At 43.7% G+C, this 20,185-nt stretch carries 21 protein-coding genes; 9 read left to right on the top strand and 12 right to left on the bottom strand.

The genetic code is table 11. The features are described 5' to 3' along the window. The first annotated feature begins 96 nt into the window (after nt 1-96). From FK220_RS06040 to pyk, 5 genes are all read left to right on the top strand, one after another. Entirely contained in the window at nt 97-330 is a 234-nt protein-coding gene (locus FK220_RS06040; RefSeq protein WP_008269813.1) for an acyl carrier protein, read from the top strand. A gap of 146 nt (nt 331-476) precedes the next feature. Further along, nucleotides 477-1,727 carry a beta-ketoacyl-ACP synthase II gene (gene fabF / locus FK220_RS06035; RefSeq protein ID WP_152573354.1) on the top strand — a complete coding sequence of 417 codons (1,251 nt, stop codon included), beginning with the start codon at nt 477-479 and terminating at the stop codon, nt 1,725-1,727. Between the two features lie 8 nt (nt 1,728-1,735). Further along, on the top strand, nt 1,736-2,473 hold the full coding sequence (gene rnc / locus FK220_RS06030) for a ribonuclease III (protein ID WP_152573353.1): 738 nt from the start codon (nt 1,736-1,738) through the stop codon (nt 2,471-2,473). Between the two features lie 120 nt (nt 2,474-2,593). Next, nucleotides 2,594-3,061: an IPExxxVDY family protein gene (locus FK220_RS06025; RefSeq protein WP_152573352.1), complete on the top strand. Its 468-nt coding sequence runs from the start codon at nt 2,594-2,596 to the stop codon at nt 3,059-3,061. Then, on the top strand, nt 3,061-4,503 hold the full coding sequence (gene pyk / locus FK220_RS06020; RefSeq protein ID WP_152573351.1) for a pyruvate kinase: 1,443 nt from the start codon (nt 3,061-3,063) through the stop codon (nt 4,501-4,503). The genes FK220_RS06025 and pyk overlap by 1 nt, the downstream gene beginning before the upstream one ends. 74 nt (nt 4,504-4,577) lie before the next feature. Here the strand turns inward: pyk and FK220_RS06015 are convergent, their stop codons facing one another. Further along, nucleotides 4,578-5,099 carry a PAS domain-containing protein gene (locus tag FK220_RS06015; protein ID WP_152573350.1) on the bottom strand — a complete coding sequence of 174 codons (522 nt, stop codon included), beginning with the start codon at nt 5,097-5,099 and terminating at the stop codon, nt 4,578-4,580. An 820-nt stretch (nt 5,100-5,919) separates the two neighbouring features. Between FK220_RS06015 and FK220_RS06010 the strand changes: the two genes are divergently transcribed. After that, entirely contained in the window at nt 5,920-6,483 is a 564-nt protein-coding gene (locus tag FK220_RS06010) for a carboxymuconolactone decarboxylase family protein (protein ID WP_152573349.1), read from the top strand. A gap of 121 nt (nt 6,484-6,604) precedes the next feature. Continuing rightward, nucleotides 6,605-6,997 carry a cupredoxin domain-containing protein gene (locus FK220_RS06005; protein ID WP_152573348.1) on the top strand — a complete coding sequence of 131 codons (393 nt, stop codon included), beginning with the start codon at nt 6,605-6,607 and terminating at the stop codon, nt 6,995-6,997. A 91-nt stretch (nt 6,998-7,088) separates the two neighbouring features. Here the strand turns inward: FK220_RS06005 and FK220_RS06000 are convergent, their stop codons facing one another. Continuing rightward, nucleotides 7,089-7,241: a hypothetical protein gene (locus FK220_RS06000; protein WP_166204787.1), complete on the bottom strand. Its 153-nt coding sequence runs from the start codon at nt 7,239-7,241 to the stop codon at nt 7,089-7,091. A gap of 306 nt (nt 7,242-7,547) precedes the next feature. Continuing rightward, nucleotides 7,548-8,648, bottom strand: coding sequence for a DNA polymerase IV (dinB, locus tag FK220_RS05995; RefSeq protein ID WP_152573347.1), 1,101 nt, complete (start codon nt 8,646-8,648; stop codon nt 7,548-7,550). 35 nt (nt 8,649-8,683) lie between these two features. Here dinB and FK220_RS05990 point away from each other — a divergent pair, with 35 nt between their 5' ends. Both FK220_RS05990 and FK220_RS05985 read left to right on the top strand, forming a co-directional pair. Next, complete coding sequence (locus FK220_RS05990; RefSeq protein ID WP_152573346.1) at nt 8,684-9,154, top strand: CYTH domain-containing protein; 471 nt, start codon at nt 8,684-8,686, stop codon at nt 9,152-9,154. Beyond that, nucleotides 9,154-9,648, top strand: a complete 495-nt coding sequence (locus FK220_RS05985; protein ID WP_152573345.1) for a YciI family protein — start codon at nt 9,154-9,156, stop codon at nt 9,646-9,648. The genes FK220_RS05990 and FK220_RS05985 overlap by 1 nt, the downstream gene beginning before the upstream one ends. On the opposite strand, the gene FK220_RS05980 is transcribed toward FK220_RS05985, so the two are convergent. The 9 genes from FK220_RS05980 to FK220_RS05940 all read right to left on the bottom strand — a co-directional run bounded on the left by FK220_RS05980 (nt 9,599) and on the right by FK220_RS05940 (nt 20,151). After that, nucleotides 9,599-10,768: an AEC family transporter gene (locus FK220_RS05980; protein ID WP_152573344.1), complete on the bottom strand. Its 1,170-nt coding sequence runs from the start codon at nt 10,766-10,768 to the stop codon at nt 9,599-9,601. The genes FK220_RS05985 and FK220_RS05980 overlap by 50 nt on opposite strands. A gap of 3 nt (nt 10,769-10,771) precedes the next feature. Then, nucleotides 10,772-11,965, bottom strand: a complete 1,194-nt coding sequence (locus tag FK220_RS05975; protein WP_152573343.1) for a pyridoxal phosphate-dependent aminotransferase — start codon at nt 11,963-11,965, stop codon at nt 10,772-10,774. A 172-nt stretch (nt 11,966-12,137) separates the two neighbouring features. Continuing rightward, nucleotides 12,138-13,787, bottom strand: coding sequence for a SulP family inorganic anion transporter (locus FK220_RS05970; RefSeq protein ID WP_152573342.1), 1,650 nt, complete (start codon nt 13,785-13,787; stop codon nt 12,138-12,140). Between the two features lie 299 nt (nt 13,788-14,086). Continuing rightward, the gene (locus FK220_RS05965) at nt 14,087-14,482 is read right to left on the bottom strand and encodes a hypothetical protein (protein WP_152573341.1); all 396 of its coding nucleotides are present in this window, start codon (nt 14,480-14,482) and stop codon (nt 14,087-14,089) included. 9 nt (nt 14,483-14,491) lie between these two features. Beyond that, nucleotides 14,492-15,511, bottom strand: a complete 1,020-nt coding sequence (pheS, locus tag FK220_RS05960; protein WP_152573340.1) for a phenylalanine--tRNA ligase subunit alpha — start codon at nt 15,509-15,511, stop codon at nt 14,492-14,494. Nucleotides 15,512-15,571: 60 nt separating this feature from the next. Then, nucleotides 15,572-17,467 (bottom strand): SulP family inorganic anion transporter, encoded by a 1,896-nt coding sequence (locus FK220_RS05955; protein ID WP_152573339.1) that lies wholly within the window; start codon nt 17,465-17,467, stop codon nt 15,572-15,574. Nucleotides 17,468-17,561: 94 nt separating this feature from the next. Further along, complete coding sequence (locus FK220_RS05950) at nt 17,562-18,188, bottom strand: carbonic anhydrase family protein (RefSeq protein WP_152573338.1); 627 nt, start codon at nt 18,186-18,188, stop codon at nt 17,562-17,564. Nucleotides 18,189-18,204: 16 nt separating this feature from the next. Further along, on the bottom strand, nt 18,205-19,785 hold the full coding sequence (locus tag FK220_RS05945; protein ID WP_152573337.1) for a SulP family inorganic anion transporter: 1,581 nt from the start codon (nt 19,783-19,785) through the stop codon (nt 18,205-18,207). Nucleotides 19,786-19,851: 66 nt separating this feature from the next. Continuing rightward, nucleotides 19,852-20,151: a hypothetical protein gene (locus FK220_RS05940; RefSeq protein WP_152573336.1), complete on the bottom strand. Its 300-nt coding sequence runs from the start codon at nt 20,149-20,151 to the stop codon at nt 19,852-19,854. Nucleotides 20,152-20,185: the final 34 nt, after the last annotated feature.

Here is a 20,185-nt window from a genome sequence, read left to right as displayed (position 1 = left end):
TCTTAAATTACAGTACATTTTAACGACAAATAGTGTATTTAGTCCAAAGTTTTTTATTTTTGCCATCAATTTTAAATTTTTAAAACCAAAATAATTATGTCAGACATTGCATCAAGAGTAAAAGCTATCATCGTTGATAAATTGGGTGTAGATGAGAATGAAGTAGTAACCGAGGCTAGCTTTACTAACGACCTAGGGGCAGATTCATTGGATACTGTTGAGTTGATAATGGAGTTTGAAAAGGAATTCGATATTCAAATCCCTGATGATCAAGCTGAAAACATAGCGACCGTTGGCCAAGCCATTAGTTATATAGAAGAAGCGAAGTAATTTTATGTTTTCTTGAACAAGTTTCAAAATTATCCATGTGGTACTCACGCCGCATGGATAATTTTTTTTAATTTCACTTGACTTTCAACGTCATTTTGTTTACACTTTTTGGGAGGTATTTCACTAGCAAAATAAAATAAGGTTCAATGCAATTAAAACGAGTTGTGGTTACCGGTCTGGGAGCCTTGACCCCCATAGGAAATAATATCGGAGAATACTGGAACGGTCTTAAGAACGGGAAAAGTGGCTCTGCGCCCGTTACGTACTACGACACTGAAAAATTCAAAGTAAAATTTGCGTGTGAACTAAAGGGGTACGATGCGCAAGACTTTTTCGACCGAAAAGAAGCTCGAAAATTGGATCGGTTCGCCCAATATGCCTTGATATCTTCCGACGAGGCCATCGAAGATGCCGCATTGGACCTGGACAAATTGGATAAATTTCGCGTTGGTGTTATTTGGGGTGCCGGTATCGGCGGACTGGAGACTTTTCAGAACGAAGTGATAAACTTCGCCCAGGGCGATGGCACACCGCGGTTCAATCCATTCTTCATCCCCAAAATGATTGCCGACATCGCTCCGGGTCACATCTCCATCAAACATGGGTTCATGGGTCCCAATTATACGACTGTTTCGGCCTGTGCCTCCTCTGCCAATGCCTTGATCGATGCCATGAACTACATTCGATTGGGCTATTGCGATGTTGTGGTTTCGGGAGGTAGTGAAGCAGCGGTGACGATTGCAGGGATGGGTGGTTTTGGCGCAATGCATGCATTGAGTACCAGAAACGAGAGTCCCGAGACCGCCTCCAGACCCTTTGATGCCACCCGTGACGGATTTGTTCTAGGCGAAGGTGCGGGTGCCTTGATCTTGGAGGAATATGAGCATGCCAAAGCAAGGGGGGCCAAAATATATGCTGAAGTTGCCGGTGGCGGACTTTCCAGTGATGCGTATCATATGACTGCTCCGCATCCGGAGGGTATCGGGGTGGTGCAGGTAATGAAGAACTGTTTAAAGGACGCCGGTCTAAATCCGACCGATGTAGATCATATCAACACCCACGGCACATCGACACCGCTGGGCGATGTGGCCGAATTAAAGGCCATTACCGAGGTGTTTGGAGATCATGCCCCGAATATCAATATCAACTCCACGAAATCGATGACCGGGCATTTGTTGGGAGCCGCGGGCGCTATCGAGGCAATTGCCTCCATTTTGGCCATGCAGCACAATTTGGTACCTCCCACTATTAATCATACGACGGTTGATGAAAATATCGATTCTCGATTGAATCTCACATTAAACAAGGCACAATCTAGAGATGTCAATATTGCGATGAGCAACACCTTTGGATTTGGAGGTCACAATGCCTGTGTAGTATTCAAGAAAATCAGTTAAACCAACACATGGTGTTCCCAAAAAATATATTCAATTCCCATCCCAAGGAGGATGGGGATTTTTTTTTAGGGATACAACATATCCTGGGATTCAAACCAAAAAAGCTCAAAATCTACAAGAAGGCTTTTTTACACCGTTCGGCCAATAAACGGGATAATGAGGGCAATCCCATGAATTATGAACGTCTGGAGTTTTTGGGCGATGCCATGCTAGGGACAATTATTTCCCATTACCTGTATAAACAAGTTCCCGGTGGAGACGAAGGGTATCTTACCAAGATGCGGTCCAAGATCGTAAGCAGGGAACACCTGAACGAGCTGGGGAAAGACCTTAACTTGATCCAGTTCGTTGAGAGCCGTATTCCAAAATCACATTTTGGCGACAACATACACGGGAACGTATTTGAAGCCTTGGTTGGAGCAATATATCTCGATCGCGGATATAAATATTGTGAAAAATTCATCCAATCACGCGTCATCGAACCTTATGTGGACATCGAACAGTTGGAAGGCAAGGTCATCAGTTACAAAAGCTTGGTCATCGAGTGGTGCCAAAAGCAAAAAAAGAGCTTCAACTTTGATGTGTATGAAGATACCGGCAAAGACTTGCTAAAGCATTTTGCCGTGAAACTTTCCATAGAGGAGCATGTGATTGCCAAGGCTCGGGCCACCTCTAAAAAGAAGGCTGAGGAACGAGCTTCGAAAAGAGCCTATTTTGCATTACAAAATAAAATAGATAAGGCCTGATTTCTTGAAAACAAATTACGAAAACGTTCTAGTTGGGTTAAATATCGCTTTCTATTTCCTCACTATAGGCAGGTTAGCCTAATAAACGTATCTTTACAGCTTACATAATTTTGTTCTGATATGGCCGCAGTGCATAAAATTATGGATGATTTTTATGAAGACCCGTTTTATCTGGTGGCCCTTCATAGTAGCCTGGAAGATTATGAGCTGGTTTATTTCATCAACCTGCACTTGAAAACCAAGTTCGTGCGATGTAAGGAAGATCTTCAGCTAACATCACATCTTTCGTTTCCTATTTTTGAATGGAAGGATGAAACAAAGGATAGTTATTGGTCACTGATCAGGAACAATAGCGCCCAGGAAGAAAGTTCGCAAAGAATCGACCTTTTTGAGGGAGAACCCTCTTTTACGATTCATCATCTGATACCGGAGCATAAAGAAGTAGATTATTTTCTAAAAGTGGAGCAAGACGATTTTGATGTTGAGGCAACCGTGTTGAAACCCTTGTTGAAAGTACCCAAAATAATCACAGCATATACCATAGATGCCAACAAGCTTAAATCTAAGAACAATCTAATATTTTTATAATGCCAAGCAGAAAAAAGACAAAAATTGTTGCTACCCTTGGACCCGCTACGAGCAAAAAGGAAACATTGAAAAAAATGATCGAGGCCGGGGTAAATGTCTTTAGGATCAATTTTTCCCATGCCGATTATGATGACGTATCCCGGCGGATTGAAATGATTCGGGAGCTTAACGAAGAAATGAGCACCTATACCTCCATATTGGCCGATTTGCAGGGCCCCAAACTAAGAGTTGGGGTAATGGCAGGTGAGGTAGTCGTTTCCCCTGGTGACGAGTTGGATTTTGTTACCGGAAAACCTTTTGAAGGTACTTCTGAAAGGGTATATATGAATTATGGTTCGTTCCCTCAGGATGTAAAACCCGGGGAACGTATTCTGTTGGACGATGGGAAATTAATGTTCGAAGTACTTTCGACCAATGGCAAAGACAAGGTAAGGGCCAAAGTAATACAGGGAGGTCCGTTGAAGTCGAAAAAAGGGGTCAACCTGCCAAACACCAACATATCCTTGCCTGCCTTGACCGAGAAAGACGTAAAAGATGCCATATTCGCCATTTCCAAAAACGTAGACTGGATTGCTTTGTCATTCGTTCGCTTTAGTCAAGATTTGATTGATTTGCAAAACTTGATCAAGGAACACTCGGAGGAAAAGATTCCTATCATTGCAAAAATCGAGAAACCAGAGGCAGTGGAGAATATCGATAAAATCGTGTCGTATTGTGACGGACTCATGGTTGCCAGGGGAGACTTGGGAGTAGAAGTACCCGCCCAGGAAGTACCATTGATTCAAAAACAGTTGGTGCTAAGGGCTAAAAAAGCCCGTATCCCTGTTATTATCGCTACCCAGATGATGGAAACAATGATAACAAGCCTAACCCCGACCAGGGCGGAAGTAAACGACGTGGCCAATTCGGTGATGGACGGAGCCGATGCCGTAATGCTTTCCGGGGAAACCTCGGTGGGGAACTATCCCGTTCAGGTCATAGAAAAAATGACCAGTATCCTTAAAAGCGTCGAAGGCTCCGAGTTAATCAAGGTACCGCACGACCCGCCCCATATTCGTACCAAAAGATATATCACCAAATCGGTGTGTTACCACGCGGCTACCATGGCCAATGAAATAAAGGCCAAAGCCATTTCTACCTTGACCAATAGTGGTTATACGGCATTTCAAATATCGGCTTGGAGGCCATCTGCCCATATTTTGACATTTACCTCGAACAAAAGAATCCTAGGCCAATTAAGTTTGCTTTGGGGGGTGCATGCCTTTTACTACGACCGTTTTGTTTCTACGGATGAGACCATTGAGGATGTCAACAGGATTGCATGCCAAAAAGGCTTTTTGGAAGTTGGTGATATGCTAATCAGTTTGGCGGCCATGCCCATAAAGGATAAAGGTATGGTGAATACCTTAAGGGTTACCGAAATAGAAACCTGCAGTTTTTAGGATTAGCTGACGAACTAAATAAAAAAGCCCCGAAACGCTATTGGAATCGGGGCTTTTTCGTTGTAAACAAACACTTAAGCTACTTCTTTTTCATAGGCAATAAAATGGACCACTCTGCCGGACTCATTAAACAAAGGTTCTCCTTTTATCCAACATCTATAGGGTGTTCCGTCTTTTCTATAATTCAGTACCACCGCTTCGAACGAATCCCGATTCTTAATGGCTTTCGATATATAGTTCGAAGTCTTTTTACAAGTATCCTTACCTTGGAACATTTTTGGGGATTCACCGATTAGATCCTCGGCCTTATACCCGTTCATTTCGACAATGTTGTGGGTCGCATGTACGATTCGCAATCGATCATCGGTAACGACAATGACATGCTCTTTTTCCACAAGCTCTTCATTTAAATTCAAATTGGCTCTCCAACCGTAATTTTTAGCAAGCCGATTCAAAAAGGCAATATCCCTACCGGCTTTCGACAGTTTGTCGAAGTACAGTGCATAGGAATCCCACGAAGCGATGGGTAGGCCTTTTATGAATTGAGACCCATAAAATTCTTGGGCAGCCTTATCATAATGTTTCAATTCGTTCATCGTTATTTTACTTAGAAATCGATAAATAGAGATTCCAGATTATTCTGGATAGACGCAAATTGAAGTTGACAGTATCTAGTCAATTTCACAGCAATTTTTAAACAATACTAGTAAAAGTTCGGATCGCCCTGAAATTTCTAGGAATGATTAACAGTTTTGTTTAATAATTAAGGGGAATTGAAATTATCTGGCTGTGGAAGTCTGAACAAAAAAAGGAGGTAAAAGCCTTAAAATCTTGCGGTTTCAAGCCTTTTACCACATAAAATCCATGTAATTCAACATAAAATCGGATGGTAAAAAAGGGGTATTCAGAGCAGGTCGCCCTACCGTCATATTTCTTGATTTTCTACAACCCTTTCTCCCGCAAGCAAAGATCAAGTGGTAATGGGTGTAAGGCAATTTTTTATATCCCTCGGGGTATAGGGGTGCTTTTTACTGCCTTTCATTGTAATAGGAGTCTCTGAACCAGCGGTTTTTTGAACCAGAGGGAAGTATATACAAATTTTCGGATAAAACGTACTGTCACCTACCCCTTTTTGAGCCGCATCTTTGCCCTGTATTTCAAAAGCAGCCATACAATGATAGCGCAATTTTTCATTTTTAATCTTACTGGGATTTTTGTACAAACCAAAAGGGTAGTGGTTCAATCCATAGACATCAATACCCCTTGGGAACCAAAATACCATCACGATTATTACTGTGGGATAAAGCAATCGACAAAGCTATCGTAGCGAAAAACATTTATTCACCGTCAATAAAGCGAAGAGTCGAATCAAACGAATATCCAGCTTCGTGGAACGACAAAACATTTAAATTTATTATGAGCTCATTTAAAGTACCAACAAGAGACGAAGTAAGTGACGATAATCAAGTGATTTTCGACAACTTGGAAAAAGCAGTCGGCTTTGTACCTAATTTATATGCCACCTACGCCCATTCGAAACATGCGCTAGCGAATTATCTAAGCTTGCAGAACGCAAAGACTTCCCTTAAAGCTAAGGAGAAAGAAGTGGTCAACTTGGCGGTCAGCGAAGCCAACAATTGTGTGTATTGCCTTTGTGTGTATTGTCTTTCGGCCCGTACGGCCATTGGCAAAATGAACGGCTTCACAGACGAACAAATTTTAGAACTGCGTGCAGGATATGCAAACTTTGGTGGAAGATTGGACGCACTGGCACGTTTGGCAAAGAATATGACGGAATATCGGGGCACTACGGATGAGGCAGTCCTTGAAAATTTCTTCAGTGCCGGGTGGACCAAAGAAAACCTAATCGATACCACTGTACTTGTCGGGGATAAAACAATATCGAACTATTTGCACAGGACTACGCAAGTTCCGGTGGATTTTCCAATAGCGCAATCGCTATACACGGTAGGCGTTTAATTCCAAATAGGCCTGTACGAATTTGGGAATCGTATGGTATTGACCAAAGAGAATATTGAACCCATATAAATTTTATGAATCGAATATTCCCTTCAAGAAGGGAATGATAAAGAAAGTAATCATGAAAAAAGCAATCACAGTAGTAGTAACCGTATTTTTTGTTGCCGTATTTTCATCGAATGCCCAGGATAAAATGACGAAAGAAATCACTAAGATTATCAATTTGGAGCAAACCCCCGGGGAATTTACCCAAAAAAGCCTCTCAGTACCGGCCGGCACCTACATTTTTGAAATTGCCAATAATGGAGTAGGGCATGATGTAGGTTTTGTATTAGTGAAAAAAAGTAAAGACATTAGCAACCCAGAGAACCATGTCCAGACCGCTTATGTAACCGAGGTGGTAAAAACAGGAACCACCCAAATCTCGAACCCGACAGTACTGGAAAAAGGGGAGTACGCATATTTCTGCCCTATGAACCCAACGGCCACCGATAATACTCTTACGGTGGAGTAAAGGTCATTGTTCAAGAATGGATAAACGCAAAAAGGAACCTACATCGGAAGGCTCCTTTTTTGATAAATTGGGTGTATTGAAGGGATATTTTTTACTCCTCAACAATCAGTTCGGTTTTTGCCTCTTGCTCATTAAATTCTTTTTCAAGTTCTTCCGCGGCATCTTCCAAGGTAGATTTTACACAGGAAAAAGCGGTCATGGATACAAAGAGAACTAGGAAGAGTTTGGTAAATACAGATTTCATGGTTTAAAGGTTTAGGTTGTTAAAATTTTGTTAGCATATAACAGGAAAAAACCGCAAATAGTATATGACTCCGGGATTAATCGACCAAGCGCATTAAAAAATTGCCTCGAACCGATGGTGCTATTCCTAAATAAGTTCTTTAGACCGATTCTTAAAAAGCGATATTACGGGTATGGGCCGCCTGGCGATTCGATATAGAGGAGAGGACGGTCAGCATCACTTCATATATTGTTTTTAATGTCGCCAGGCGGATGAGCGAATAACCTATCAAGGCGTCCGGAGGGATGTTTTTATAGTCTCTCCCGACTAAAAATCAAATTTCAGCTGCACGGAGACCGAATCTTCCTTTGTGTCGGTCTTTTGTTTTTCGGTATTTAAATTGGAGAGTGATATTCCCAAAAGACGAACGGAGTTTTCCAGTTTTTCTTGATACAGCAATTCTTTGGCTGTTTCCAAAATCAAGGCTTTGTCGGCCACAAAATACGGAAGTGTCTTACTTCGGGTTTGGAGTGTAAAGTCGCTATATTTTATTTTCAGGGTGACGGTCTTTCCTGCGATTTTCGATTTTTGTAGTCTTCGACGTAACTCCTCTGCAATGTGCTCCAAACGTTCCAACATAAAGATTTCGCTGCTGAGGTTTTCGCTAAAGGTCCGTTCGGCCCCCACCGATTTAGGAATGCGGTGTGGTTTTACTTCGCTCCTATGAATACCCCGAACTACGTGATAGTAGTGGGCGCCGCTTTTCCCAAATGTTGACTCCAAAAATGCCAAGGACTTTTCCTTGAGGTCTTTACCTGTAAATATCCCCAGCTTGTACATCTTTTCGGCGGTAACCTTTCCCACCCCATAAAACCTACGAATTTCCAGGGTTTCCAAAAAGGGAATCACTTCTTCCGGATTTACGGTTTTTTGTCCGTTCGGTTTGTTGATATCGCTGGCGACCTTGGCGATAAACTTGTTGATTGAAATACCGGCCGATGCGGTAATACCGACCTCATCAAAGATTCGTTGGCGTATTTCCCGGGCAATCAAGGTAGCGGAGGGATTCCCTTTTTTATTCACGGTAACATCCAAATAGGCTTCATCCAGTGAAAGGGGCTCAACCAAATCGGTGTAGTCGAAAAAAATAGATCTGATTTTTTGGGAGATTTCCTTGTAGCGCGCAAATCGTGGTTTTACGAAGACAATCCGCGGACAGTTTTTTTTGGCCAGATAACCGCTCATCGCACTACGCACCCCATATTTGCGTGCCTCGTAATTGGCGGCTGAGACGACTCCCCTTTTTTCGCTTCCGCCAACGGCCAATGGTTTGCCTTTTAATGATGGATTGTCGAGTTCCTCTACCGAGGCGTAGAAGGCATCCATATCTACGTGAATGATTTTTCGTAAGGGCAATTCGTTGGGCATACACAAATTTAAGGCTTATATTAGAGTTGTTTTTTATGATTGAAATAGAACGAAAATATCTGGTAACATCCGATGCGTATCGAGGAAAGGCAATTTCAAAAGAACGAATCATACAAGGTTTTCTCAATACCCATCCCGAACGAACGGTTCGGGTGCGTATAAAAGGAGACAAGGCTTATTTGACCATCAAAGGCAAGTCGAACGAGTCCGGCACCTCGCGTTATGAGTGGGAGCAAGAGATGGCTATTACCGATGCCGAAAAGTTACTGGAAATCTGTGAGGAAGGCCGTATCGATAAAATACGGTATTCGGTTCCTTTTGACAATCAAATTTTTGAGGTAGATGAATTCTTGGGCGCCAACGACGGACTTGTCATTGCAGAGGTGGAGCTAAACAATGAAACGGAATATTTTGACAAACCGGATTGGCTGGGGAAGGAGGTCACAGGAGATATCAAGTATTACAACTCCCAACTGGGCAAGCAACCTTTTAAAACCTGGAAATAATGAAATGGCATATACTTATGGGGGCAATGGTTCTTCTGTTTTCCTGCAAACAGGAACCAAAGCCTGAAAACACGGTTACCCAAGAATCGCAAGTTGAAACCGAAAAGACGGTAAAGCAGCTTAGGGAAGAGCTGATATCAAAAGGGTTTCAGATTTTCGACTATGTCGATGAGGCCACCAAAGACACGGTAATCATGCAACAGTATTATATCGCTTTTTTGAAAAGTGGCCCCAATCGATCCCAGTCCAAAGAAGAGGCGGATAGCCTGCAAGCATTACACCTCGCACATTTGGGTCGCATGTATGAATTGGGATATGCCGATATCTCAGGCCCCTTTGGTGACGATGGCGACATTCGCGGGATAACTATTTATAACACCCCCACCCTTGAGGTGGCCGACAGTTTAGCCAATATGGACCCTATGGTGAAAGCAGGTCGGCTCGTTATTGAGATGCATCCTTGGTGGGCCGCCAAAGGTTTTCCGTTGCGCTGAGTCGGTATCGGATCCACTCGTTTTTTTCTTGGGCCGAACGTCTTCTCAAAGCTTTAACTTTTGAGTAAATTACAGGAACATATCCTAGAAAGAGCAAGAGGCCGGACAATGAAAAGATGGCCCCAAGATGGGCGAAGGCCTCCCCGCTGGTTAAAATACTTAAAACCAACAAGGTCGATAGGGGAAAGGATAAGGCTAATACGTTAATAGCGAAGGTACCATCGAAGGTTTTTTTCTTTTTAGCGGTTGTATGTTCAAGTACACCGACCGCCGAGATATGTGCAAAAGGCCAAAAACTACAGGCACTGAAGCCAAACGAAAGTAGCAGAAGGATGTCGTTGGTAGTGGTTATTCCAGAGAACATCAGGAAAACACCACTAAGGAAGGCTACCAATCCCGCCCTAACCAATAGCAAGGATAGTATCGTGGTCAATTGCTTTCTTTTTATGTTCACCGCGAGGCCAATAAAAAGAAGTACCAAAGGGGTCATGATACCACTAAGTCTATTTAGTGCGTCGTTGACAAAAATTGGCAATGAATCCATTGAAATTCCCGAAAACACCAAAATCAAGGCAATGATAATGAAGATATTCACGGGTTCGGATATCATTGCCAATGCCAATGATTTTAATTTTGAGGCTCCTTTTTTTTTTAAATGCGTATGTCTACGGTAATGCCAGTTCATGGCTACGACATAAAGAAAGAGCAAGACAAATGTTTTGTTCCCGAGATCGGCCATGGCTGCTTTTGCCAGATAGGAATCCCCAAGAAATTCCATTACGAAGGGAAAGCAAGATAGTCCAGGTGCCAAGGACGGCAACAACAGTCTAGCCGTTCGATATTTTGTGGAGTCTTGCGAAATGCCCAGAACGGGCAACAAGAAAGGGAAGCTCAGAAACAATAGGATATTGAGCGAAAACGCAAATAAGGGTAACAACAGTAGGCCCGAATCGATTTCGATGCTTAATAGGGCCAGAAAAATAGTGGCCGGAAGGGCCAAATTCAATATTATTTTCTTCAGCCCTGCTACTTCCTCCTTCTTCCCAAACTTTGGCTTTAACAGTAGTCCAATAAGAATAAAGAGGATAAAAACGATGGTTTTTTGTAGGGTGGGATCCATAGATTATGTCAAAACTTGCCCTAATGCAGCGGTGAACAATTTCATTTCATCCATTGTTCCCATACTTACGCGACACCAATTCCTGTTCATAAAATTGAAGGCACGAACCCCGACTTTCAAGTCGGTCATTTTTTTAAGAAAATCTTTACCCTCCATTTCAATAGGAAAAATTAAAAAACTGGTGTGGGAAGGGACATATTCAAGGCCCATTTGGGTCAACGATTCATACACGTATTCACGGCAGGCCATATTCTGACGTCTAGAACTTTCAAGAAATTCAGTATCATCCATGGCACCCATGGCGGCGAACACCGAAGGATAGGAGATACCCATCCCGGCCCTGGTAATCTTTTGAATTTTATCCAAGGTAGTTTCTTGGGCAATGGCATACCCCACACGAAGCCCCGCCATTCCATGAATTTTGGAGAAGGTCCGTGCTATGATCACGTCTTTGCCTTCATTGATCAATGACACCATACTTTGTTCGGTCCCGTCCTCTAAAAACCACAGATAGGCCTCATCGACAAAAACGGGGACCCTTTCCGATATGCGCGAACAGAAATCCAATAATTCTGCGGCATCCGTTGTAGTGCCTGTAGGATTATTGGGGTTGCATATGTACACCAACTTGGTTTCGGAATCGATGGCTTCCTCCATGGCTTTGAGATCATGGGACCAATCATTTTTTAAAGGAACGGGTTTCCAAGTTCCACCAGCAGCTTCGGCTACTCGGATTAACGACATATAGGCAGGATCGGCAGAAACGACATTCCCACCGTTCATAAAAAGTACCATTGCCGTTTTTTCCAATAAATCCGACGAACCGGGCCCCATCATGATATTTTTTGGTGCCACTCCTTCAAACTCGGCAATTTTATCAACCAGTTGAAATAACTCTTTCCAAGCATATCGATTACCCCCGGCCGCAGATTTTTTCAGGGCTTCCAAAGCCATGGGAGACGGACCGTAGGGGTTCTCATTAGCGTTCAGTTTTGCTTCAAGGATAGGAAACTCCCTAAGATTCTCGGGAAGATATTCCTTGAAGAAAGGACTGTAGACCGCGTCGCCGTTTACATCTAATTGAACTGGTACTTTTGCTGTTTCGGCAAAAGTTACATAAGGAAAGAGGGTTACGCCACCAGCGGTCAGGAACCCTCTTTTGATCCAATCCCTTCTGTTGAGGTTTTCATTTTTCATAGGTTTTCTTTATTGAATTAGCCATCACTCCTAAATTAGGGGAGTGAAGAAAAAAAACCTATGGTAATATCATAAAAATCAGACAGTTAAAATGAGCTTCTAAGATTTTGGACTCCTTGAAATTATCAAATTCACACTGCCATTGGCGAAGAAGATATATGATATGCGGTGGTCAAAGGTTGGACTTCAACCAATCAAAACTTTTCCCTATGGTCGTAAAACATTGGTTTTCAGGAACCAAATCAGGAATGATATCGATAGATTTGAGTTTGTCGAGCGGTTGCTCCCGGAGGCCTGTGAAGACGACGGTTACATTCTTGTCATATAATTCCAAAATGGCATCCTCCAAGGCATACAACCCCGATTGGTCGATGTGTGGAACACGGTCCATTCGAATGATCAATGCCTCGATTTGGGGAGGAATGTTCTTGATTTCCTGCTGAAAATGCGAGGTGAACCCAAAAAACAAAGGTCCGTAAAGGTGTTTAATATAGACTTTGTCTTTGTACTTTTCGTAAAATTCGATTTCGTCCTGCCAAGGTTTTTCCCCATCAAAACCGGCTAAAGTACCCACCTGTAAACCTTCTTCTGCAATATCACTTGAACGTTTCATAAATAACAACGAAGCAAGCGTTACCCCGATACCTACGGCTTGGATTAGGCTCCCAAAAGTTGTAAATAGCAATACCACAATCAATACAAAGGCATCTGCCTTGGGTACCACCAACAAGTGTTTGAGCCCTTTGGTGTCGACAATTTTAAATCCGATCGGAATGAGGATGCCGGCTAGTACCGCAAGTGGAATATAGGCCGCCAGCGAACCAAGCCCCAACAAAACGGCCAATAGAAAAAGTCCGTGCACCGTACCTGAGACCCTCGTTTTCCCGCCTGAGTTGATGTTGACGACCGTACCTTTGGTAGCACCTGCCCCGGGAATACCGCCAAAGATGGCTGCCACGGCATTTCCGATACCTTGCCCGATAAGTTCCCGATTGCTATTGTGCTTGGTCTTGGTCATATTGTCAGCGATCACCGAGGTAAGCAAAGAGTCGATAGAGCCTAAAACGGCCAGCACCAGGGCGTATTCGAGTATCAGAAAATAGGTGCCGGAGTCGACCGATAGGATGCCATCTATTTTTAAATCGGGAAGTCCCGAAGGTATTTCCCCGATGATAGGTACTTCCCATTGCAAAAAGTAGCTTACCAAGGAAGCTATAATGAGGGCGACCAAAGCACTAGGAACCGCTTTCGTGATTTTTGGAAACAGGTAATAAATCAGCACCGTAAGCCCTCCCAAAACCAAGGCCTGCCAATTGAATTCAGCAAAAAGCCTGGGTAAATCCTGTATGACCGCAATAGTGGATTTGGGGGATGACAAGCCTGCAAACGGAAACAGTTGCAAGATGACGATAATGAGTCCTACCCCGCTCATAAACCCTGATACTACCGGATAGGGAAAGTATTTGATGTAGCCCGCAATATTGATCAAGCCAAACAGGATTTGGATGATGCCCCCCAAGAGAAACGTCAATACAATGATGCCCATTGCATCTTCCAAGCTTCCGGTCGCCTCAATGGCCGCGGCGACCAAAGCCGCCGATACCACCGTCATAGGGCCGGTAGGGCCGCTTGCCTGGGTTGCCGTACCTCCGAAAATGGCAGCCAATATACCTACTGCAATCGCCCCGTAAAGTCCGGCAATCGCCCCCAGACCCGATTGTACACCGAAAGCCAAAGCCAGCGGCAAGGCAACTACACCAGCGACGAGACCTCCTGTAAGATCACCTTTTAAATTGGCGGTATCATATTTTTTAGAGAACATGGTTTTTCAGATTTAATGGTGGCCTTGGCCAACGGAGGACCAGACCAATTTGAACAAAGTTTAGCGTTGTTTAAAGATAAAAAAGGAACTTTGAACTAGCTAGCTTGCCCTGGTTCTTTTCCAAATAAAGATCCTATGGTAAGAACAAATCGAACGATTTTCTACGAGTTTGTGGTTGTCTTAAACAACGATTAAGTGGTAAATTATGATGATTTGGCGTGCCTTGATTAAAACCCTATTACCAAGAAAGAACGTTTTTGAAATCCAAGATTTTGATCTAGGCCCTTAATATTAGCAATCTATTTTGCCAGGATACCCTCTTTTTCCAAAAGTGGGATAAGGTGTAATTTATTTTCGTTGACACTGTTTTTTTCGAACAAAAACCGCTTTTCGTATAACTTGTCATCGGCGTAATATGTGACGAAGAATTCATTGTTCAGAAGAAGCACCTCTTCTTGTACTAGCTCTATTTTTTCGAAAGATTTTCCTTCGACCACTCCGATACCGTGTCGCATTGTGGATGTTTTTTTATCTCCATCGAACCCCTTGGATACGACTAGTACCATTTCGATCTTCGATTTGCGGTTGTTTAGGATATAGGCGTTCCAGTCCTTGGAGAGAAAGTCCTCGCTCCACTCCGGTATAAGAGCGACATATACATCTTTGGCAATGGGGATTTCGATATCTTTCTTCACCACAATACGCTATAGGGCACTTCGAAACTGTTCCAGGAAACGTACATCGTTCTCGCTCAACAGTCGAATATCGGAGATTTGATGTAATAACAATGCGATACGATCAATACCCATGCCGAAGGCAAAGCCTGAATATTCCTTCGGGTCAATACCGCAATTGTCCAATACGTTGGGGTCTACCATACCGCAACCCATGATTTCCAGCCATCCGGTGCCTTTGGTCATGCGATAGTCGGTCTCGGTTTCCAGCCCCCAGTATACATCAACCTCGGCACTGGGCTCGGTAAAAGGAAAATAGGAAGGACGCAATCGAATCTTTGATTTTCCGAACAGTTCGGTAGTAAAGAACTGGAGGGTCTGTTTCAAATCGGCAAAAGAAACAGCTTTATCGATGTACAGGCCTTCCACCTGATGAAAGAAGCAGTGTGAACGTGCCGATATGGCCTCATTGCGGTATACCCTACCGGGAGAAATCGTACGTATTGGAGGCTTATTGTTTTCCATGTAACGCACCTGCACCGACGAGGTATGGGTACGCAACAAAATATCCGGGTCTGTTTGAATAAAAAAGGTGTCTTGCATATCACGGGCCGGGTGATATTCTGGAAGGTTCAGGGCGGTAAAATTATGCCAATCATCCTCGATTTCAGGTCCCTCGGATACATTAAATCCTATCCGGGAGAAGATTTCGATAATTTGGTTTTTTACGATAGAGATCGGGTGCCGTGCCCCCAAGCCGATAGGTTCGCCCGGTCTTGTCAAATCGCCATGAATGCCTTTTTCGTCCCCTTTATTTTCTAGGCTATTCCTTAAAGAATTCACTTTTTCAGTAGCGGCTTTTTGGAGCGCGTTGATGGTTTGTCCAAATTCTTTTTTTTGGTCGTTCGGAATGTTTTTAAATTCGGCGAAGAATTCCTTTATTAATCCTTTCTTGCCCAAATATTTAATTCGGAAGGCTTCCAGGGCTTCTTTCGAGTCGGCAGCAAACTGCTCTACTTCAAGGATGTGTTCCTTAATCTTTGTAATCATGACGCAGTGGTAATATGGGCAAAGTTAAAGTTTTTGGGCAGCACTTTCGTAATTTGAGGGTTAATTCGGATTATTTACCAGTGTGGTCGAGTCATAAACGTCCACGACATTCTCTTTGACCCAAACAAGGCAGTCTTCGAAGGTTGCAAAAATATGTTCGGTAGGAATTAGATCTGGAACGATATCAACGCGTTCCATCATATAACGGGGTTGAGGTGGCACGTCGACAAAAAGAACATTGATTCCTGATTTGCGCAAATCTATTAAAACATCTTCAAGTGCATAGAGGCCCGATTGATCCATATAGTGCATTAGGTCCATGCGTATTATTACTGTCGAAGCGGTAGTGGGTATCTGTTCCGCCAATACCTGAAAATCACTTGTGGAGCCAAAAAATAAAGGACCTTTTAGATGTTTGATAAATACTTCCTCACGAAGATTTTTTGGGAAGTCCGACTCGTCCTCCCAGGCTTTTTCCTTTTCTAAGGACTTGACATCGGACCGCTCGGCCGTGAGGTCTCCCATTTTTTTCATAAACATCAATGACGCAAATACCAGACCGATACCGACCGCATAGATAAGGTCCCAAAAGGTAGATAGCATCATCACCACGAGCATAATAATGACTTCGGAACTCAGCTTCAACGGGCCCAATGTAATATCCTTGGGCAAGCTGGGAATGGCCTTTAATCCTTTATAGTCCATAACATTGATGCCGACCGTGATAAGAATTCCCGCCAGTACTGCGGCAGGTATTTGGGAAGCTACCGGGCCCAGGGTCAACAAAATAAGTAATAACAATACCCCGGCAATCATTCCCGACAGCTTTGTTTTACCCCCGGCATTGATATTTACAACTGTACGTATCGTGGCACCGGCACCAGGAAGCCCTGCAAAAATGGCGGCGATACTGTTACCGATTCCCTGTCCTACCAATTCTTTATTGGGCCGGTGTTTTGTCTTGGTCATGTTGTCGGCAACGACTGAGGTCAATAGTGAATCAATAGCACCCAAGAGGGCTAGGGCCAGTGCCGTAAAAATATAGGGAGTAATCGACTGTAGCTTAAATTCCGTAAAGATTTCCAGTCTGGGAATCGGGAGTCCCTCGGGGATTTGGGAAATAGTACGATAATCGAGATTGAAACCGTAGGCCACCCCGGAGACCACGATAAGTCCGACCAGGGTACTGGGAATGACCGTAGTGATTTTTTTGAATCCGAATATGATTACAATGGTCATCGCGGCCAATGCCAATTCGAGCCATTTGATATTCCTAAAAGCCCTTGGCAATACACGAACCGTACCTATAACGCCCGATGAAGCCGCTGCCGCAAGGGTCTGGGCCTCCTCTAAAATGGCCGGTTCGTTTACCTCGTGGCTGCGTTTAATCGTTTCTTCGAAATCTTCCAAGACCAAAATACCTTCACCAGCTTCTTCCCTTAAGATATTCTCTAGTATAAGTTCTTCCGCAAAGGGTTTGTACTCGTCCACAAAATCGCTATCCTCTTTGGGATAATAGCCGAGCGAGGGTAATATCTGCGTAATGATAATGATAAGCCCGATAGCGGTCATGAAACCGGAAACCACGGGATAGGGTATGTATCGAATGTACTTCCCAAGACCTATTAGTCCCAAACCAATCTGAATGAGGCCTGTAAGAAGAAAGACCGTTAGGATGGAAGGCAATGCCTTTTCAACACTCCCGTCGTGGCTGGCGATAATACCCGCAATGATGACCATACTCACAGCGGTCATGGGTGCCGTGGGGCCTGATATCTGGGTGTTGGTACCCCCAAATAAAGCGGCAAAAAAGCTGATGAAGATCGCTCCATAAAGCCCTGCGCTGGGCCCTAGGCCAGAACTCACCCCAAACGCAAGTGCTAAGGGCAGGGCTACGATTCCTGCCGTAATACCACCAAAAAAATCTCCCTTAAGGTTAGAGAAAAGGTTATTCATCGACCACTGCCTAATATACTCGTTAAGATAGTCTTTTTACCCAAAGAAACGGCCAATACCGCAGTATTGGCCATCTAATATGATTTGCTTTATGCTAAACGAACGTTACCTTTCCATTCTGTATATCATACATTGCGCCGACAATCTTGATTTCCCCATTTTCTTCCATTTCTTTCAAAACGGGGCTCATTCGTCGCATGTTGTCGATGGTCATATGAACGTTTTTTAGAGCTACCTCATTAACAAAGTCGATGTTCTTGGAATTTCTAAGGCTCCTATCGGTGGGCTCGGTCACCGCTTCGACGGCAGGTTTGATCTTATCGAGTAATACAGTGAGGTTGCCCAGGCGCGCATCGTCACAAGCCCCTTTCACCGCACCGCAGGCGGTGTGTCCCAAGACCACCACTACCTTGGTACCTGCAAGCTTACAAGCGAATTCAATGCTGCCAAGTAAATCTTCATTTACGACATTGCCAGCAACCCTAGCGCTAAAAATATCTCCCACACCCTGGTCAAATATCAGTTCGGCCGACACCCTGGAATCGATGCAACTAAGAATGGTCGCAAACGGATATTGCCCGCTTGCCGTATCGTTTACCTGTTCCAATAAATCCCTATCGGCTTTTTGGCTGTTTACGAATCGTTGATTGCCTTCCTTTAAAATCCGTATTGCCGAATCGGGCGTGATCGCTGCCTGTGTTTCCTTCGTATGTGCTTTCATAGTGTGTGTTTATGACTCAAGCCAATTTCGGCTCTAATTTAAAAAATTCAATATAGCTCGGAGGGTTTATGACTTCCCCGCGTTCCGATACCAGCTTTATGGTGATGTTTCGGTTCCTTGCCTTCTCCGCAAAATCATCTAGAATTTCAATGATATCATTATCCAGATAACGGGTTTTCCGAACGTCCAACTCAAGAAAGGAATCTTCTGGCAGATTGTCCAATTCTTTTAGTATGGCACCTTTGTTGAAAAAGGTCACCTCTTCCGCCAAGGTCATTTTTATCCTTCCATCATCCACGTCTTCGCCTTCCATATGCAAAAAGTGCGAATTTTGGTAGCTTTTTATGAGGATGACCGCAATCCCTACTGCCAAACCCATACCGATACCTACCAACAAATCGGTAAATACGATACCTAGGACGGTTACCGTAAAAGGAACAAATTGTTTCCATCCTAAATCATACATTTTTCTAAAAAGTGCGGGTTTGGCGAGTTTGTAACCTACAATGAATAAGATCGCCGCCAATACCGAAAGCGGAATCATATTCAAAAGTCTCGGAATTAGGATAACCGAGGTCAATAAAAAGAAGCCATGAATAATGGCCGACATTTTAGATCGCCCCCCCGACTGAATATTGGCCGAACTTCGCACGATGACCTGGGTGATCGGTAGCCCTCCGATCATTCCAGAAATAATGTTTCCGGTTCCCTGTGCAAGAAGTTCCCTGTTGGTAGGGGTAACCCGTTTTTCTGGATCTAGTTTGTCGGTTGCCTCTACACAGAGCAACGTCTCCAAACTGGCGACCAATGCGATGGTAAAGGCGGTAATCCAAATTTCCGGATTGGTGATTTCCCCAAAATTGGGGAAACTGAATTGTCCGAGGAACGAAGCCGCATCTTCCGGTATAGGTACTCTGACCAAGTGATCGGAGGAAATGCCCCAAACATCACTATTTTGGGTAAGGCTATAAAAAACAATTCCGACTAGAACCGCTACCAACGGACCCTGAACTAGTTGAAATATTTTCGCCTTCTTTGAAAGAACCCGATCCCATAGCAAAAGAATCGCCAACCCTATCACGGCAACAAGGGTCGCGCCCGGACTTATGTTGTTCAAGGCATTGAATATTTCGGAAAAAGTATTCTCCCCATCAACCTGAAAAAAAGCGAAGTCGCCCTCTGGATCTGGGTCGTAACCAAAAAAGTGTGGAATTTGTTTTAGAATGATAATGATTCCTATGCCTGTAAGCATACCTTTAATGACCGATGACGGGAAATAGTAACCGATGATTCCGGCCTTTAGGATTCCGAAAATCAACTGGATGATACCCCCTAAAACCACAGCCAATAAGAAATTCTCATATCCGCCCAACGCACCTATGGCCGTGAGCACAATAGCGGCTAGACCGGCCGCTGGGCCACTGACCCCAATTTGGGAGCCGCTGAGTGCGCCGACAACGATACCGCCTACGATTCCGGCTATCAATCCCGAAAATAAAGGCGCACCACTTGCAAGGGCGATACCGAGACATAGGGGCAGCGCCACAAAAAATACAACAATACTTGCGGGCAAGTCGTTTTTCAAGGTTTTGAACATAAACAGAATATTTGGTCTTCATCTACTAAACGAAGACAGGTTAGGTAAAAAAAGACAAGTATCGTACTACGCCAAGAATTTTGGAGGAGGAAGAAAAACATCCACAGAATGGGAATAATCCACTTCGAGATAATAACTTGATGAATTGGGTTTTTGCCAATGCCTGGATGAAACCGCTATAAAATTTAGATGAAAGAACAAGTCTTTTTCAGAGATTTCCTTTTTCTCTCCCTGCTTATTCTCTTCTTCACTAAAATCCATCACCAGGGGGGTATCATTATCGGCCCCGATCAAAGTAGTTATTGACGGGGTTAGGATGGCCGTCACCAATAGAAAAGAGACTAAGAGAAGAAAAAAGGCTTTCATGGAAACTTCCAACAGTTTAAACAAATATAATAGT

It is taken from the genome of Pelagihabitans pacificus (assembly GCF_009371985.2).
GTDB lineage: Bacteria > Bacteroidota > Bacteroidia > Flavobacteriales > Flavobacteriaceae > Pelagihabitans > Pelagihabitans pacificus.
The sequence above is the reverse complement of the archived record's forward strand: the minus strand, read 5'-3'. Positions and strand labels throughout refer to the sequence as shown.

Excerpts from the sequence above, each read along its gene's own strand:
- FK220_RS06040 (WP_008269813.1), top strand. The coding sequence starts at position 97 with ATGTCAGACATTGCATCAAGAGTAAAAGCTATCATCGTTGATAAATTG.
- fabF (WP_152573354.1), top strand. The coding sequence starts at position 477 with ATGCAATTAAAACGAGTTGTGGTTACCGGTCTGGGAGCCTTGACCCCC.
- rnc (WP_152573353.1), top strand. The coding sequence starts at position 1,736 with ATGGTGTTCCCAAAAAATATATTCAATTCCCATCCCAAGGAGGATGGG.
- FK220_RS06025 (WP_152573352.1), top strand. The coding sequence starts at position 2,594 with ATGGCCGCAGTGCATAAAATTATGGATGATTTTTATGAAGACCCGTTT.
- pyk (WP_152573351.1), top strand. The coding sequence starts at position 3,061 with ATGCCAAGCAGAAAAAAGACAAAAATTGTTGCTACCCTTGGACCCGCT.
- FK220_RS06015 (WP_152573350.1), bottom strand. The coding sequence starts at position 5,099 with ATGAACGAATTGAAACATTATGATAAGGCTGCCCAAGAATTTTATGGG.
- FK220_RS06010 (WP_152573349.1), top strand. The coding sequence starts at position 5,920 with ATGAGCTCATTTAAAGTACCAACAAGAGACGAAGTAAGTGACGATAAT.
- FK220_RS06005 (WP_152573348.1), top strand. The coding sequence starts at position 6,605 with ATGAAAAAAGCAATCACAGTAGTAGTAACCGTATTTTTTGTTGCCGTA.
- FK220_RS06000 (WP_166204787.1), bottom strand. The coding sequence starts at position 7,241 with ATGAAATCTGTATTTACCAAACTCTTCCTAGTTCTCTTTGTATCCATG.
- dinB (WP_152573347.1), bottom strand. The coding sequence starts at position 8,648 with ATGCCCAACGAATTGCCCTTACGAAAAATCATTCACGTAGATATGGAT.
- FK220_RS05990 (WP_152573346.1), top strand. The coding sequence starts at position 8,684 with ATGATTGAAATAGAACGAAAATATCTGGTAACATCCGATGCGTATCGA.
- FK220_RS05985 (WP_152573345.1), top strand. The coding sequence starts at position 9,154 with ATGAAATGGCATATACTTATGGGGGCAATGGTTCTTCTGTTTTCCTGC.
- FK220_RS05980 (WP_152573344.1), bottom strand. The coding sequence starts at position 10,768 with ATGGATCCCACCCTACAAAAAACCATCGTTTTTATCCTCTTTATTCTT.
- FK220_RS05975 (WP_152573343.1), bottom strand. The coding sequence starts at position 11,965 with ATGAAAAATGAAAACCTCAACAGAAGGGATTGGATCAAAAGAGGGTTC.
- FK220_RS05970 (WP_152573342.1), bottom strand. The coding sequence starts at position 13,787 with ATGTTCTCTAAAAAATATGATACCGCCAATTTAAAAGGTGATCTTACA.
- pheS (WP_152573340.1), bottom strand. The coding sequence starts at position 15,511 with ATGATTACAAAGATTAAGGAACACATCCTTGAAGTAGAGCAGTTTGCT.
- FK220_RS05955 (WP_152573339.1), bottom strand. The coding sequence starts at position 17,467 with ATGAATAACCTTTTCTCTAACCTTAAGGGAGATTTTTTTGGTGGTATT.
- FK220_RS05950 (WP_152573338.1), bottom strand. The coding sequence starts at position 18,188 with ATGAAAGCACATACGAAGGAAACACAGGCAGCGATCACGCCCGATTCG.
- FK220_RS05945 (WP_152573337.1), bottom strand. The coding sequence starts at position 19,785 with ATGTTCAAAACCTTGAAAAACGACTTGCCCGCAAGTATTGTTGTATTT.
- FK220_RS05940 (WP_152573336.1), bottom strand. The coding sequence starts at position 20,151 with ATGAAAGCCTTTTTTCTTCTCTTAGTCTCTTTTCTATTGGTGACGGCC.